At 64.5% G+C, this 14,853-nt stretch carries 12 protein-coding genes and 1 tRNA gene; 7 read left to right on the plus strand and 6 right to left on the minus strand.

Annotated elements, in window-relative coordinates:
• Positions 1 to 1,602 (minus strand): carboxyl transferase domain-containing protein, encoded by a 1,602-nt coding sequence (locus RT424_RS06760; RefSeq protein ID WP_313435578.1) that lies wholly within the window; start codon positions 1,600 to 1,602, stop codon positions 1 to 3.
• 123 nt (positions 1,603 to 1,725) lie between these two features.
• On the opposite strand from RT424_RS06760, the gene RT424_RS06765 reads away from it, so the two are divergent.
• Positions 1,726 to 2,595: a LysR family transcriptional regulator gene (locus RT424_RS06765; protein WP_313435580.1), complete on the plus strand. Its 870-nt coding sequence runs from the start codon at positions 1,726 to 1,728 to the stop codon at positions 2,593 to 2,595.
• Here RT424_RS06765 and RT424_RS06770 read toward each other — a convergent pair.
• Complete coding sequence (locus tag RT424_RS06770) at positions 2,592 to 3,371, minus strand: IclR family transcriptional regulator (RefSeq protein WP_313435582.1); 780 nt, start codon at positions 3,369 to 3,371, stop codon at positions 2,592 to 2,594. The two genes, RT424_RS06765 and RT424_RS06770, sit on opposite strands and share 4 nt — an antisense overlap.
• A gap of 119 nt (positions 3,372 to 3,490) precedes the next feature.
• Here RT424_RS06770 and RT424_RS06775 point away from each other — a divergent pair, with 119 nt between their 5' ends.
• The 5 genes from RT424_RS06775 to RT424_RS06795 all read left to right on the plus strand — a co-directional run bounded on the left by RT424_RS06775 (position 3,491) and on the right by RT424_RS06795 (position 9,536).
• On the plus strand, positions 3,491 to 5,068 hold the full coding sequence (locus tag RT424_RS06775) for an acyl-CoA synthetase (protein ID WP_313435584.1): 1,578 nt from the start codon (positions 3,491 to 3,493) through the stop codon (positions 5,066 to 5,068).
• 32 nt (positions 5,069 to 5,100) lie between these two features.
• Complete coding sequence (locus tag RT424_RS06780; RefSeq protein ID WP_313435586.1) at positions 5,101 to 6,243, plus strand: MaoC family dehydratase N-terminal domain-containing protein; 1,143 nt, start codon at positions 5,101 to 5,103, stop codon at positions 6,241 to 6,243.
• Positions 6,244 to 6,338: 95 nt separating this feature from the next.
• Positions 6,339 to 7,361, plus strand: coding sequence for an alpha/beta hydrolase (locus tag RT424_RS06785; protein ID WP_313435588.1), 1,023 nt, complete (start codon positions 6,339 to 6,341; stop codon positions 7,359 to 7,361).
• Entirely contained in the window at positions 7,358 to 8,566 is a 1,209-nt protein-coding gene (locus RT424_RS06790) for a CoA transferase (RefSeq protein WP_313435590.1), read from the plus strand. Before RT424_RS06785 ends, RT424_RS06790 begins: the two co-directional genes overlap by 4 nt.
• A gap of 49 nt (positions 8,567 to 8,615) precedes the next feature.
• A complete protein-coding gene (locus RT424_RS06795) occupies positions 8,616 to 9,536 on the plus strand; it encodes an SDR family NAD(P)-dependent oxidoreductase (protein WP_313435592.1) in 921 nt (306 codons plus the stop codon).
• An 89-nt stretch (positions 9,537 to 9,625) separates the two neighbouring features.
• Here the strand turns inward: RT424_RS06795 and RT424_RS06800 are convergent, their stop codons facing one another.
• The 4 genes from RT424_RS06800 to dcd form a co-directional block, all read right to left on the minus strand.
• The gene (locus tag RT424_RS06800; protein ID WP_313435594.1) at positions 9,626 to 12,517 is read right to left on the minus strand and encodes a TonB-dependent receptor domain-containing protein; all 2,892 of its coding nucleotides are present in this window, start codon (positions 12,515 to 12,517) and stop codon (positions 9,626 to 9,628) included.
• A gap of 281 nt (positions 12,518 to 12,798) precedes the next feature.
• Positions 12,799 to 12,874 (minus strand) — tRNA-Val (locus RT424_RS06805).
• Between the two features lie 107 nt (positions 12,875 to 12,981).
• Entirely contained in the window at positions 12,982 to 13,557 is a 576-nt protein-coding gene (locus RT424_RS06810; RefSeq protein ID WP_313435596.1) for a DoxX family protein, read from the minus strand.
• Positions 13,558 to 13,617: 60 nt separating this feature from the next.
• Complete coding sequence (dcd, locus tag RT424_RS06815) at positions 13,618 to 14,172, minus strand: dCTP deaminase (protein ID WP_313435598.1); 555 nt, start codon at positions 14,170 to 14,172, stop codon at positions 13,618 to 13,620.
• A gap of 111 nt (positions 14,173 to 14,283) precedes the next feature.
• Here dcd and RT424_RS06820 point away from each other — a divergent pair, with 111 nt between their 5' ends.
• Complete coding sequence (locus RT424_RS06820; RefSeq protein ID WP_313435600.1) at positions 14,284 to 14,799, plus strand: hypothetical protein; 516 nt, start codon at positions 14,284 to 14,286, stop codon at positions 14,797 to 14,799.
• Positions 14,800 to 14,853: the final 54 nt, after the last annotated feature.

Consider the following 14,853-nt stretch of genomic DNA (forward strand, 5'->3'; position numbering starts at 1 on the left):
TCACATCCGGAACACCCCGAAGCGGGGCGCCTCCGGAATCGGGGCTTCGAGGCAGGCGGCAAGGGCAAGGCCCAGCACGTCGCGGGTCTGCGCCGGGTCGATCACCCCGTCGTCCCACAGCCGCGCGGTGGCGTAGTATGGATTGCCCTCGTCCTCGTACTTCTGGCGGATCGGCGCCTTGAAGGCTTCCGCCTCCTCGGGCGACCACTTCGCGGCGTCGCGGTGGACGGTCGCCAGCACCGAGGCGGCCTGCTCGCCGCCCATCACCGAGATGCGCGCATTGGGCCAGGTGAACAGGAAGCGCGGATCGTAGGCGCGCCCGCACATGCCATAATTGCCCGCGCCGAACGAACCGCCGATCAATACGGTGATCTTGGGCACCGTGGCAGTGGCGACGGCGGTGACGAGCTTGGCGCCATGCTTGGCGATGCCTTCCGCTTCGTACTTGCCGCCGACCATGAAGCCGGAGATGTTCTGGAGGAACAGCAGCGGAATCCGGCGCTGGCAGGCCAGTTCGATGAAGTGCGCGCCCTTTTGCGCGCTTTCCGAGAACAGCACGCCGTTGTTGGCGAGGATCGCTACCGGCTGGCCATGGATGTGCGCGAAGCCGCAGACCAGGGTGGTTCCGTAGAGCGCCTTGAACTCATGGAATTCGGATGCGTCGACGATGCGGGCGATCACCTCGTGCACGTCGTAGGGCGCCCGCACGTCTTCCGGCACGATCGCGTAGAGTTCCTCGGGATCGTACTTGGGCGGACGCGGCGCGCGCAATGGCTGGTCGTGATGGTGCAGCGGGCCGAGGTGGCTGACGATGTCGCGCACGATGGTGAGCGCGTGCTCGTCGTTATCGGCCAGATGGTCGGTCACGCCCGACTTGCGGCTGTGGAGATCGCCGCCGCCGAGATCCTCCGCCGAGATCACTTCCCCCGTCGCCGCCTGGACCAGCGGGGGACCGGCAAGGAAGATCGTGCCCTGTTCCTTCACGATCACCGATTCGTCGCTCATCGCCGGGACATAGGCACCGCCCGCGGTGCAGCTTCCCATCACGCAGGCGACCTGCGGGATGCCCTTGGCGGACATCTGCGCCTGGTTGAAGAAGATGCGGCCGAAGTGGTCGCGGTCGGGAAAGACTTCGGCCTGGTGCGGCAGGTTGGCGCCGCCGCTGTCGACCAGGTAGATGCACGGCAGGTTGTTTTCCTGCGCGATCTCCTGCGCGCGGACGTGCTTCTTTACGGTGATCGGGTAATAGGTGCCGCCTTTCACGGTGGCATCGTTGCAGACGATCATGCACTGGCGCCCGGAAACGGTGCCGATGGCGGTGATCAGCCCGGCGCCGGGAATGTCGTCCTCATAGAGCCCTTCCGCGGCGAGCTGGCCCAGTTCCAGCAGCGGAGAGCCGGGGTCGAGCAGTCTCTCCACCCTTTCGCGCGGCAGCAGCTTGCCCCGAGAAACATGGCGTTCGCGGGACTTCTCGTTGCCGCCGAGCGCGGCCCTGGCGACTTTGTCGCGCAGTTCCGCCACCAGCGCGCGGTTGTGACGATCGCGCGCCTGCGCTTCGGGACTGTCGGGATTGAGGCTCGTCTGGAGCACCGGTGCGCTCATGCTTCCTTCTCCGATCGGGCCGCTCGGCCTCTTTTCAACCAGAATAACGTGTCACTTCCATGTAGACACGCCGAAACGTCAGCGGAAATTGAAAGTTTCCGCCCTTCGTAATAGACAGCGTCTATGATCGACCAATATCTGCTGCGTTATTTCCTGGCCGTGGCCGAAACCGGCAATTTCAGCCGGGCCGCCCGCAGCGTGGCGGTGACCCAGCCCACGCTTTCGGCGGGAATCGCCAAGCTGGAACGCGAACTCGGCGCGCGCCTGTTCGACAGGGATCGCCAGCGCGTTGCCCTGACGCCGGCCGGCAGCAGGTTCCTCATCCGCGCGCGCCGCATCGCTGCCGAGTACGAGCATGCGCTGGTCGAACTGGCCGAGCCCGCCGAATCGAGCCTGCTGCGTGTGGGCGTTCTCAACACCATCCCCAATCGTTTGATCGGCTGCGCCCTGGCAGAGCACCGCGAACTCTCGGGCGAGGCGCTGGAACTGCTGGACGGCAGCGAGCGCGACCTGGCCGAACGCCTGGAACGCGGCCGTATCGATGTGGCGCTCACCGTCGTGCGCCCGCATCATGCGAGGTACCGGCCCGAGGTGCTATCGCGCGAACGCTACATGATGGTGCTGCCGCGCGACCATCCCCTGGCCGGAGAAAACGAAGTCCTGGCAGAGCAACTGGCGCAGGATCGCATGGCTCTTCGCCGTCATTGCGAGGCGTTGCCGGAAATCAATCGCTTCTTCACGCAGCGGGGGGTGCGTCCACGCTTCGTGTTGAAGACAACCAGCGACGAGCGCGTTCTCTCCGTAATCCGCAGCGGAGCCGGGGTCGGCATGATGCCGGAAGGCTTTGCGGACGGCACCGTCAGCTTCGTGCCGGTGCGCGATTTCGAGCTCGTGCGGGAGGTAGGCCTGTTGCACGGTGCCGCCATGCAGGGCAGCGCCTTCTTGGACATCGTACGGCGGCATCTGGGCCGCGCGACACCTGCTCAGGCTTAGGCAGTTAGCTGCTCGCTGAGCGAACGGGCGGCACCGGCAAGGGCCTGCTTCAGTCCGTCCAGTTCTTCGCGCAGCGCCGCACCGATCCCGATCGCGACGAGGGCGTGGCTGGGGGTGCGCCCGGTTTTCCAGACCGGCGCTGCGGCCACGGTAACTCCGGAAATATAGTGCCCGGCATCCACCGCCACGCCGGTTTGGCGCACCTCTTCCACTTGTGCGCACCATTCCGGCCAGGATGGCGCATCCTCCCAACGCAGCGCGTCGAACCGTGGCTTGAGGTCTGACAAGGCGCGATCTCCGAAGGCGGCGATGCAGCGCCCTGTCGCGGAAACCAGCGCGGGGAAGCGGCTGCCGACCTGGGTCGAGAGCTGGAAATTCCGCTCGGACTGCGACATCGCCGTGACGATGATGTGGTCCAGGCCGAAGATCTGGACACCCAGGGTGGTCAGTCCGAATTCGCGGGCGATGCGATCGAGTTGCGGTTGGGCGAGGTCGTTGAACTGGTCCCTTCTCAGCCAGGCGCGCGCAAGGGTGAGCACGCCGGCGTCGAGCGCGTAGCGCTTCGTATCCGCATCGAAAGCCACCAGTTCCTCGGCCACCAGCGCTCGCAGAACATAAAGGCATGTGCTGGGCACGAGCCCCAGTTCACGCGCGATGGCCTGCACCCCCATCGGTGTGCCCCGCTTGCCCAGCAGGCGGAGCACGGCCGCCGCCCGGGCGATGGCGGGGGCCTTGCTGGCGCGCACGGCGTCTTCAAGAGGATCTGATCGGCTCATTGTTCAATATACAGAATAACATTCAATATTTACAAATCAAGTTCGCTCTATCACATTTGTTGAACACAAGGACAAACGACGATGCTGGAGTCGTTTCGATCCACGGAATGGGATGAGCGATGGTGAAGCTGACCGACCTTTCAAGCTATGCCGATGCGCAGGCGCTGGCCTCGTCGGCCGCGCTGTGGGAGCTGTTCGACGGCGATCGCGACGTGTTGAACATCGCCCACGAGTGCATCACCCGCCATGCCGACGGATCTGGCCGTCCCGCCGTCCGTATCGCCCACGCAGATGGTCGCGATGAAATCCTCAGCTTCGACCTGATTTCTGCCGGCGCCGCCCGCTTTGCGCATTGGCTGGATGCCGAGGGCGTGAAGCCGGGTGAGCGCATCGCCTTCATGCTCGAACCCTCGCTGCCGTTCTATGTCTGCCTGTTCGGTGCGATGCAGACCGGGGCAATCTCGGTGCCGCTGTTCACCCTGTTCGGACCGGACGCGCTGAAGCTGCGCATCGACGACTGCAAGCCTGCCATCCTGATCACCAATGCCGAGAAGGCGGACCTCGCACGCGGCGCGATAACGGCGGAGAACGGGCTGCGCGTTATCGTTGCAGACGATGGCCTGCTGGATGAGATCGCGAAGTTCCCGGCCACTTACGAGCCGAAGACGAAAGCGGGCGACCTTGCGGTGTTCCAGTACACCAGCGGCACCACGCGCGAGCTGCCGGAAGCGGTGAAACACACGCACAAGGCGCTCGTCACGCTGATGTTCGCGGCGCTCTATGGCACCGGCATTAGACCGGGCGATGAGTTCTTCTGCCCGTCCTCGCCTGCCTGGGGGCATGGCCTGTGGCACGGTACGTTGGCCCCGCTGGGTCTTGGCGTCACCACTGGTACCTTCGCCGGACGCTTCGATCCGGTGCGGCTGATGAAGGCGCTGGACGATTACGGCATCACCAATATGTCGGCGGCGGCCACGCACTACCGGATGATGAAGAACAGCGGCGCGGCGGGGGATTACCAATTCCACTTCCGCAAGCTGTCCTACACCGGCGAGCCGATCGACCCGGCGACGCTGGAATTCATCGACGACGCCTTCAAGGTGCCGGTCTGTTCGATGTACGGCACCACCGAGATCGGCGTGGTGCTGGTGAATTACCCCGGCGCGGACGATTTCACCGTGAAGCCCGGTTCGCTGGGCAAGGCGGTTCCGGGGCAGAAGCTGGAAGTGCAGCGTCCGGACGGCACGCCCACCGCGCCTGGCGAGATCGGCGAGCTGATGCTTTGGCGGGGCGACGCTTGGATGACGACCAAGGACCGCGCGAAGATCGACGAGGAAGGCTACTTCTACCACTGCGGCCGCGCCGATGACGTGATCATCTCGGCAGGCTGGACGATGTCCGCCGTCGAGATCGAGAACACCATGCTGCGGCATGAGAATGTCCTCGAATGCGGCGTGATCGGCGTGCCGGACGAACAGCGCGGGCAAGTGGTGAAGGCCTTCGTCGTCGCCAACCGCGCGGGCGACGATGCCTTCGTCAAGGAGTTGCAGGACTTCACCCGCGAACGTCTGGCCCAGCACGAATTCCCGCGCATCGTGGAGTTCGTGGAAGAGCTTCCCAAGAACCCGGCCGGCAAGGTCCACCGCAAGATGCTGCGCGATCGCGAGGCGGCGAAAGCCGCTGAAGCGGTCGGCTGAAACTTATCTCGAGAATTCAGGAGAGTACCGAAATGGCAACCACAGCAGAGCCTACCACCAAGTTCCCCAAGATCACCGAGGCCGGCCTCGACGATCTGCGCGCCCGTATCGGGGTGAAGATCGAGAACACCGTCGAGCCGTGGAACTACGAAGCCACCCGTGACGCGATCCGCCACTATGCTCACGGCATCGGTGACGACAATCCGCTGTGGTGCGATCCGGAATATGCCGCGAAGACCAAGTACGGCTCGCTGGTCGCGCTCCCTTCGTTCCTGTTCACCACCAGCCGCATCGTCTCGGGCTATTGCGGCGGTCTTTCCGGCGTGCACGCCATGTGGGCGGGTGCCGACTGGAGCTGGCACAAGCCGGTGCTGCGCAATGGCACGATCACCACGGTCGCCTACCTGAAGGATCTGGTCGAGCATCAGACCAAGTTCGCCGGCCGCTCGTTCCAGCAGATCTACCACGTCGACTTCTTCAACCAGAACGGCGAGCAGGTTGCCGGAGCGGATTCGTGGGTGTTCCGCACCGACCGTGACGAGGCGCGCGAGCGTGGCACCAAGTACACCGAGGCGCGCGGCCGCGTTGAGCCCTTCACGCAGGAACAGCTCGACGAATTCTACGACATCTACGACCAGGAAGAGATTCGCGGCGCCACCCCGCGTTACTTCGAGGACGTGAACGTCGGCGACAAGCTGCCGCCGATGATGAAGGGCCCGATGACCGTCACCGGCTTCATCTGCTACGCGCAGGGCTGGGGCGGCCTCTACATCCGCGCCAACAAGCTGGCCTACAAGATGCAGAAGGCCCACCCGGGCCTGGGCATCCGCAACCGCTTCAACGTGCCGGACTGCCCCGAGCGCGTGCACTGGGACGAAGCCTTCGCTCTCGAAGTCGGCGCGCCGGGCGCTTACGACTACGGTCCGGAGCGCTGCTCGTGGCTGACGCATCACATGACCAATTGGATCGGCGACGACGGCTTCCTCACCAAGTCCGACTGCCAGATCCGCCGCCACAACCCGGATGGTGACGCCATCATCATCACCGGCGAAGTGACGCGCAAGTTCGAGGAAGGCGGCAAGAAGTTCGTCGAAGTGGCGCAGAAGGCCACCACCCATCGCGGTGAGCTTTCGGCCTTCGGCACCGCCGTTGCGGAACTGCCCAGCAAGGGCTGATCGCGTTATAACGGGGGAGCGATTTCGGCCCGGACCTTTGCGCAAGGTCCGGGCCGTGTCGTATGAATGTTGCGAAAACAACGGGAGAGTAGGCAGTGGACCAGGATGCAGCGGCGCCGCAATTCGAAGCCAATGGCGATGTGCGGGTTCCGGCCTTCGTCCTGCCGGCCTCCAGCCTGCTGAGCGAGGAAGCCGCCGCGTTCCAGCGTTCCCGCGCGACGATACCAGCCTTCGATGCCGCCGGCGAGCACGAGGCCGACGTTGCGGTCCGGCGCGAGCAGATCAATGCCTATGCCGCGCAGGGCGTCGCTCGGCTGCGTGAGAATTTCGCGGTGGAGATCGTCTCGAAAACCATCGGCGGCGTGGAGGTGCTGGACGTGACCGCCGCCGACGGCAGCCATGATCCCGAGCGCGTGCTGATCAACCTGCACGGCGGGGCCTTCACTGTGGGGTGGGATGGCATTGCGCTGATGGAGGCGATCCCCATCGCCGCGCTTGGCAAGTTCCGCGTCGTCAGCGTCAATTATTGCATGGCGCCCGAGTACCGGCACCCGGCGGGCGTGGAGGACGTTGCGGCGGTCTACGCGGCGCTGCTGAAAGACTATGCACCTGGCCGGATCGGCATCTACGGCGGATCGGCGGGCGGCGCGCTGACAGCGCAGGCTGCGGCATGGCTTCCGGCACACGGACTGCCGCAAGCGGGGGCGGTCGGCATTTTCGGTGCGGGCGGGGTGCCGTTCGGGGCCGGAGAGTCCGCCTATGTCGCGGGCTATATCGACGGCTCGTTCCCGCCGCCGCCCGCCGACGGCAGCACGCCCATCGACATCACACGTGGTTACTTCGACGGCTGCGACCCGCGCGATCCCAGCGCCTGGCCGGGCTATCATCTGGACGTGCTGGCCACCTTCCCGCCCACGCTGATCATCACCGGCACCCGCGCGATGGACCTCAGCCCGGCGATCTTCACGAATTCGCAACTGCTGAAGGCGGGCGTGCGCTCTACCCTGATCGTGGGCGAGGGCATGGGCCATTGCTACCATTACAACCTCGCAATCCCCGAAGGCCGCGATGCCGTGGCGGCCATCCTCTCCTTCTTCCGTGAGAACCTGTCCCGATGACTTCAGACACACCTTGGGCCGGTCCGCTTGCCGGGGTGCGGGTGATCGACTTTACCCGCGTGCTGGCAGGGCCCGCCGCCAGTCTGGCGCTGGCCGACATGGGCGCCGAGGTGTTCAAGGTCGAGCCACCGGGCACCGGGGACGAAACGCGCACGTTTCCGCCCACGCGGGACGGGGAGAGTCACTATTACCTTGCGGTCAATCGCGGCAAGAAGTCCATCGTCGTCGATCTCAAGAGCGAGGAGGGGCTGGCGCTCGTCCGCGACTTGGCGGCGAAGTGCGATGTGCTGGTGGAGAACTACCGCCCCGGTGTGATGGACCGGCTGGGCCTTGGCTACGAAACCATGAAGGCGATCAATCCGCGCCTGATCTATTGCTCGATCTCCGGCTATGGCCAGACCGGGCCGCTGAAGGATCGGCCCAGCTTCGACATCGTGCTCCAGGCGATGTCCGGCGCGCTGTCCATGAACGGAGAGCCGGACGGTCTGCCGACCAAGCTCGGCATTCCGCTTGGCGATCTGGTCGGCGGGATCAACGGGCCGATCGGCATCCTGTCGGCGCTTTACGAGCGCGAGCGGACGGGCCTGGGGCGGCATATCGACGTCAGCCTGATGGACGGGCTGATCGGCATGCTCGGCTACATCGCGCAGCTTGCATTCTTCAACGGCACCGATCCGAGCCGGGTGGGATCGCAGCATCCCAACCTCGTGCCCTACGGCATCTTCCCGGCGCGCGAAGGCTCGATCGTCGTCGCCTGCCTGACGCCGGGGTTCTGGAGCCGGATCTGCCGCTCCATCGAGCGGCCCGAACTGATCGAGGATCCGCGCTACGACACGCTGGAAAAGCGCCGCGATGCGCGGGCCGAGGTAAACGCCGCGGTCAGCGCCTTTACCGAGCGGTACACGGTGGACGAACTCGTCGCGATCTTCACCGCGCACGAAGTGCCGCATGCACCGATCCTCGGCGTGTCCGAAGCACTGGCGCAGCCGCAGGCGGTGGAGCGCGAGATGGTGGTTGAAACCCAGCACAAGACCTTGGGCACGATCCCCATCGTGGGCCGCCCGATCCGCTTCACCGATGCATCGCAGCCGGTGCCCACCGCCCCGCCGGTGCTGGGCGAGCATACCGACTCCATCCTGGAAGAGGTGCTCGATCTTTCGCCGGAGCGAATTGCGCAGCTCCGGGAGCTAGGAGTGGTTGCCTGATCGGCCACATCCGGCAAGGCTGGGGACAAGAACTTGAGAGGATTTCCAGATGGCCGACCTGCGCTTCGACAATAGAGTCGCCGTGATAACCGGTGGCGGGCGCGGTCTGGGCCGGGCCCATGCGCTGCTGCTGGCGAGCCGGGGCTGCAAGATCGTCGTAAACGATCCCGGCGTCTCGATGGCGGGCGATGCCACCGACGAAGGCCCGGCAGAGGCGCTTGCCACCGAAATCCGCAGCCAAGGCGGAGAAGCCGTCGCCAACACGGACAGCGTCGCCACGCCGGAAGGCGGCAAGGCGATCATCCAGTCGGCGCTCGATGCTTTCGGGCGGATCGACATCCTGATCCACTCGGCCGGCAACGTGCGGCGCGGCAAGCTGACCGATCTGGCCTACGAGGATTTCACCGCCGTCCTCGATGTGCACCTGAAGGGTGCCTATCACGTCGTTCGCGAAGCTTTTCCATATATGATGGCGCAAAACTACGGGCGCATCGTGCTGACCAGTTCGATAAACGGCCTCTATGGCAAGTCGGACAATGTCACTTACGCGATGTGCAAGGCCGGTTTCATGGGCCTCTCGAACACCGCCGCCATCGAAGGCCAGCACGCCGACGTGAAGTCCAACCTGATCGTCCCCGCCGCCGTCACCCGCATGTCCGATGGCATCGACACCAGCCAGTTCCCGCCGATGGAGCCGGAGCAAGTGGCCCCGATGGTCGGCTATCTCTGCCATGAAACCTGCGCGGCCTCGGGCGAGATGTTCGTCGCCATGGGTGGTCGCCTGGCCCGCGCCAAGATCGTCGAGAACGAGGGTGCCTTTCGCAAGGACTGGTCGCTTGAGCAGGTCGCCGCCGAGATCGAGGCGATCCGCCAGGGCGGCGAGACGCTGGCCTTTCCGCCGGTGCCGGACGGCCAGCTCGAACATCTGCTCTACGGCTTCGGGATGATCCGCGCCGCAACCGTTGCTTGAACGAAAAAGCCCGCCCGGTCTCGCGACCGGGCGGGCTTTCCTGAATGACGGCCCCCAGGGTGGGTGAGAGGAGCCGCCGTTCCTCCTGATCAGAAGTTGGCGGTGAAGCCGACGAAGATCGTGCGGCCCAGCGCGTCGTAGACGCCCGGATAGGTGTTGCCGTTGCCGAACGACTGCAACAGGCCCGAGTCGAGAACCGGCGGATCCTTGTCGAACATGTTGTTCACGCCTGCGCGCAGGGTGAAGCGCTTGTCGATCGCCTGGGTGAGCGACAGGTCGAAGTAGTTGTAGGCGCTGATCTTGCGGTTCACGACCGTGCGGTCGGCCGAAAGCAGCGGATTATCGGTCAGGCTCGAAAGCTTGGTGCCGCCGATGTGGCGCCAGGAAAGCGAGACGGTGGTGTCGGTCGGGGCCATCCAGGAGAGGCGCGCGACGTGGCGCCATTCCGGGGTCGGCTGGCCGCAGGTATAGCCGAACAGGCCCTTGCAATCGTAGGAACCGCCGCCGGGAACCGGCTGCGAAACCTGCTCGATCAGATAGGTGCCGACCACGCCGAGGTTGACGCTGCCGAAGTTGCCGATGTCGAAGGTGTAGTCCGCGTTCACGTCGAGACCGGAGGTCTTGAGGTAGCCCGTGTTCATCGTCGTGGAGATGATGTAGCCCGAGTTCTGGCCGAAGACCTGGCCCGAACGCGGATCGCGAACGAACAGACCGCAGAAGTACGGATCGCCCGTGGCGGCGCACTGACCCATGATCAGCGACGGCGCGATCGAGCCGATATAGTCCTTCACCTTGATGTTGTAGTAGTCGACCGACAGCGAGAAGCGACGCAGCGCCTTGGGCGTGATGACGACGCCCAGCGTGTAGGTGTCGGCGGTTTCGGGCTTGAGCGCGATATTGCCGCCGCCGAGGCCGGAGCACTGGTCGGAAGGGCATCCGGGGATGCTGCCGTACATGGCCTGGGTCACGCCGGTAGCCTGGCAAATCTCGAACGAGGCGCTCGGATCGCTGCCCGCGCAAGGGTCGGTGCCGTTGACGTTGCCGACCGCCTGCGAAGCGAAGAGTTCTCCCACGTTGGGTGCGCGGATGGCGCGGTTGTAGCTGGCGCGGACGCGCAGATCGTCGACCGGGGCCCACGACAGTTCGCCCTTGTAGGTCCACACGTTGTAGCCGGACTTGATGCCGGTCGAGTTCTGCTTGTTGTCGTAGGACGAATAGCGCAGGCCGCCGTTGATCGTCAGCGACTTGAAGAACGGCTTGTCCTCGATCAGCGGGATCTCGATTTCACCGAAGGCTTCGGTCACGGCGATGATGCCGTCCGAAGGCAGGGTGCCGTTCTGCTGCGCGACTTCGTCGGCGGTGAAGTTCAGCGTCTCGCGGCGGCGTTCAAGGCCGAGCGCGATGCCGACGCCCGATTCGGCCCAGGGCATGGTAACGCCCATCTCGCCCAGGTCGCCGCTCAGCGAGCCGGAGAACACGCTGAGCGAGTTGCGCGAGGCGGTGTTGCTTTCGCCGAAGATGTAAGCGGCCTGGTCCGCCGTTACGCCGCCGGGGGTGAAGACGTTGATCGGGATACAGTTCGGGTCGGTACCGTCGATGACCGAGCGGCAGGTCGGTACGCCGTTGACGTTGACGGCGTTCAGCGCGAGGCCCGCCTTCGCCTGGTTCACGTCGTTCAGGTAGGTTTCCTTGAACTTGACCAGCGAATACATATAGTTGACGTCGTAGCTGAAGCCGCTGCCGATGTCGCCACGCAGGCCCGCCGAATAGCGGTAGTCGTTGAAGCGCAAGTTGTCGCGGCGCGGCTGGCCGACCACGCGGTAGCCCACGTTGGTGGGGGCGGTGGTGTCGGTGCCCGCTGCGCTGCCGCAGATCGCGGTGAGCTGCGACGCGTTGGCATAAGGGTTGTTGCACGAGACCGGGAAGGCCGTGCCGAACCAGACCGCCGAAGGCGCGACCTGCGAGAAGGTCTGGTCGTTCATGTACATGAAGCTGCCGTAGAGTTCGGCCGCCTTGCTGAACTCGTACCGCGCGAAGCCGCCCGCCGTGATGCGCTCGTCGGAGCGCTGGAAGTAGTTGTCGGGCGCGGTGTTGTAGGCATACGAAGGATCGTAAGGCACGAGGGTGCCGCTGCCGTTGTTGATGAGCGTCTGGCCCTTGTAGGGGCTGAGGTCCGAGAGCGGAATGAACGAGCCGTAGGGCGTGTTGCTCGAACCGCCGCAGAACAGTTCGTCGAAATCGTCCGAATTGGGGTTCGACTTGCGGTCCTGCAGGGCGCAGGCCGAAACGTCGCGGCTCGACTGGCGGACCGGGCTGAACTTGCGGTAGCCGCCGTAGACGGTGATGTTGCCGCGGCCGTCGGCGAAGTTCTTGCCCGCCGCGATGGTGACGTCCTGCTTGCCGCCGTCGATGACCGAGGACGGAGCCGGCTCGTAGCCCGACGCGCGCTGGAGGGCGCGCAACTGGCTGTTGTTGTTATTGTGCTGCGAGAAACCGGTCTGGGCGTCGATGCGGACGCCGTCGAGGTCCTTCTTGAGCACGAAGTTCACGACGCCCGAAAGCGCGTCCGAACCGTAGACCGCCGAAGCGCCGCCCGACAGAACGTCCACGCGCTCCACGAGCGAGCTGGGGATGAAGGAGAGGTTGATCGCCTGCGAGGGCATCAGGCGCTGACCGTCGAGGAGGGTCAGCACGCGATTCGAGCCAAGGTTGCGCAAGTTGATCTTGGAAGTGCCGTCCGAGCCGTTCGAGACGTTTTCGTTGGCGTCGGCGGTGAACTGCGGCAGGCGGTTAAGCACCTGCTCGACCGTGGTGGCGCCCTGGTAGCGGAACTCGTCGGAACCGACGACGGTCTGCGGGCTGTTGCTCTCGAGATCGGCGCGCTTGATGCGGGTGCCGGTGACGACGATGTCGTTGGCGACACCGGCGTCTGCCGGCGCGGATTCCTGGGCCTGTGCCGTGCCCGCGATGATCGCGGTCAATGCGGCCGCGCAATATAGCTTCCTTCTGTGACCCCTCATGGTCGTAACTCCCGTTGTGTTACGGCGAGTTTGCGTCACATTTCCTTCATTGTCAAATATCGTATACGAAATATCGTATCGGAAGGAAAGGCAGGGGAATCAGCGGGGCACAGCAGGTGGTTCGACCGCCATGAAGCAATCGATTTCAAAAACAGGGGAAAGAATTTGAAAGCGGGGCCAGCTTCGCGCGAATCACCGGACCTTGTGCAAGCCGCAGGGTGTCCGTCCGTTCTGGCCGGGAATGGTGGGCGGTGAGGGGCTCGAACCCCCGACCCTCTCGGTGTAAACGAGATGCTCTACCAACTGAGCTAACCGCCCGAAGCGACCCGCAAGGGATCGCTCGATAGAGGCCGCTTTACGGAAAATCGCGAGCGGGTCAACCGGGGAAGACGAGGTTTGTCCACTGGTCTTCCCCCTTCGTGCTTCTACCAGTCGAACCAGCGGCGGCGGCCGGTCAGGCCCGGTCGGCCGTAGTCGTTGCCGACCGTATGCGGAGTGGTTTCCACGTAAGTCGGCGCGGTACGTTCGTCGGCGATCGCGTCGGCGCGGGCTTCCGCGCGCGCCGCCCGCAGTTCCGCGTCGCGAATGCGCTCGTCTGCGTTGCGGGCTTCCAGTTCGCCCCGGCGCTCGCGCGTGATGGCGTAGTAGTGGCTCCACATCTGGCTATGCGCAAAGGCCAGGCAAAGTCCGCCGATGATCGCGACATTCTTCAGCGCCATGATCTGCTGCATGGGATCGGTGAACCGATTGTGGAAGAACAGGATGGTGGCGGCGACGAAACCGATCAGTAGCAGGGACACCAGCCGCACCATGAAACCGGCGGCAAGGCACAGTCCGGCCAGCAGTTCGAACAGGCCGACAGGGATCGCCAGGCCGCCCGGCAGGCCGGCGGCGACGATCATGGTCTCAGTGGAAGCGACGTCCATCAGCTTGGAAGCGCCGGAAATCACGAAGATCAGGGCGATCAGGAAGCGCCCGACAATGGCAGCGATCTTGGACATGTCTTCTCTCCCGACATGGCGTTCATGTCGGGAGAAGCGGACATCCGCAGGGTTTGTTCCCTAAAGCTTAGGCAGCGTTACGCCGAGCTGGCCCATGTACTTGCCTGCGCGGTCTGCATAACTGGTCTCGCAAGGTTCGTTGCCCTTGAGGAACAGGAACTGGCAGGCGCCTTCGTTGGCATAGATCTTGGCGGGCAGCGGGGTGGTGTTGGAGAATTCCAGCGTGACGTGGCCTTCCCAGCCCGGCTCCAGCGGCGTGACGTTCACGATGATCCCGCAGCGCGCATAAGTGCTCTTGCCCAGGCAGATGACCAGGACGTCGCGCGGCACGCGGAAATACTCGACCGTGCGGGCCAGCGCGAAGGAATTGGGCGGGATCACGCAGACGTTCGTCTCGCGGTCCACGAAGGAATTGCTGGCGAAGTCCTTGGGATCGACCACTGCCGAATCGACATTGGTGAAGATCTTGAACTCCGGCGCGACGCGCGCGTCGTAGCCATAGGATGAGAGGCCGTAGGAGATGCATCCGTCGCGGCGCTGTGCCTCGACGAAGGGCTCGATCATGCCGTGTTCGAGCGCCTGCTCGCGGATCCATTTGTCGCTGAGGATAGACATGCCCGCGTTGATTGCCGATGCACGGGGCGGCGGCAAGGCCGGAGCGGAAATTTGTCCACGATGGATCGCGGCTTTGCGCGCATTTAATTTGCTGGAAGAAAGAACCTCGGCATGATCCGGCCTGTCCAACTGCAAGGGGGCGGGGTGATCGTTTCGGTTTTCAAGGCGATGTTTCTGTTCATCCTGCTGGCCATGGCCACCGCGCCGCGAGCCAGCCTGTGGGGTCTGGCCTGGCGCGATGGTCTGGTCCGGCCGCTGTGCAGGAGCCTCTCTGGAATCACGCGCGGACATGTGCTGCTCGTGGTAGGCATCGGCGGTTTTCTGGCTTTCGTCACTTCGCTCATCGGCGCTGAAGGGCTGCATATTTCCGCGATGGCCCTGCCGGAACTCACGTCATGGGCGATGATGTTCCAAGTATCGACCTTGCTCGATGCGATGGCCGCGTTGATCGTGTTTTCCGCGACGGCGCGGGTGAAGGCCGCGCTGGCGCTTGCGTCCAGGCTGCTGAGCCGCCGCCCGCGCCGGCTTTCGCGTACGACGGGTCGCACGCGAAAGAGACGGGGCACACCGCGCCGTGCGGCCAATGACGACGAGGGGCCGGCAGATGGACTGCGCAAGGCAGCCTGAAAACAGGCCGCGACGAAACGTCTTTTAATTTCAGCATGAACCAAGCGCTGCTAT

The sequence above is a fragment of the Novosphingobium sp. genome, assembly GCF_032093395.1.
Lineage (GTDB): Bacteria > Pseudomonadota > Alphaproteobacteria > Sphingomonadales > Sphingomonadaceae > Novosphingobium.

Bases quoted from the DNA above. Each gene is read 5' to 3' on its own strand.
- RT424_RS06780 (WP_313435586.1), top strand. From the start codon at position 5,101: ATGGCAACCACAGCAGAGCCTACCACCAAGTTCCCCAAGATCACCGAG.
- RT424_RS06770 (WP_313435582.1), bottom strand. From the start codon at position 3,371: ATGAGCCGATCAGATCCTCTTGAAGACGCCGTGCGCGCCAGCAAGGCC.
- dcd (WP_313435598.1), bottom strand. From the start codon at position 14,172: ATGTCTATCCTCAGCGACAAATGGATCCGCGAGCAGGCGCTCGAACAC.
- RT424_RS06810 (WP_313435596.1), bottom strand. From the start codon at position 13,557: ATGTCCAAGATCGCTGCCATTGTCGGGCGCTTCCTGATCGCCCTGATC.
- RT424_RS06790 (WP_313435590.1), top strand. From the start codon at position 7,358: ATGACTTCAGACACACCTTGGGCCGGTCCGCTTGCCGGGGTGCGGGTG.
- RT424_RS06775 (WP_313435584.1), top strand. From the start codon at position 3,491: ATGGTGAAGCTGACCGACCTTTCAAGCTATGCCGATGCGCAGGCGCTG.
- RT424_RS06760 (WP_313435578.1), bottom strand. From the start codon at position 1,602: ATGAGCGCACCGGTGCTCCAGACGAGCCTCAATCCCGACAGTCCCGAA.
- RT424_RS06765 (WP_313435580.1), top strand. From the start codon at position 1,726: ATGATCGACCAATATCTGCTGCGTTATTTCCTGGCCGTGGCCGAAACC.
- RT424_RS06795 (WP_313435592.1), top strand. From the start codon at position 8,616: ATGGCCGACCTGCGCTTCGACAATAGAGTCGCCGTGATAACCGGTGGC.
- RT424_RS06820 (WP_313435600.1), top strand. From the start codon at position 14,284: ATGATCCGGCCTGTCCAACTGCAAGGGGGCGGGGTGATCGTTTCGGTT.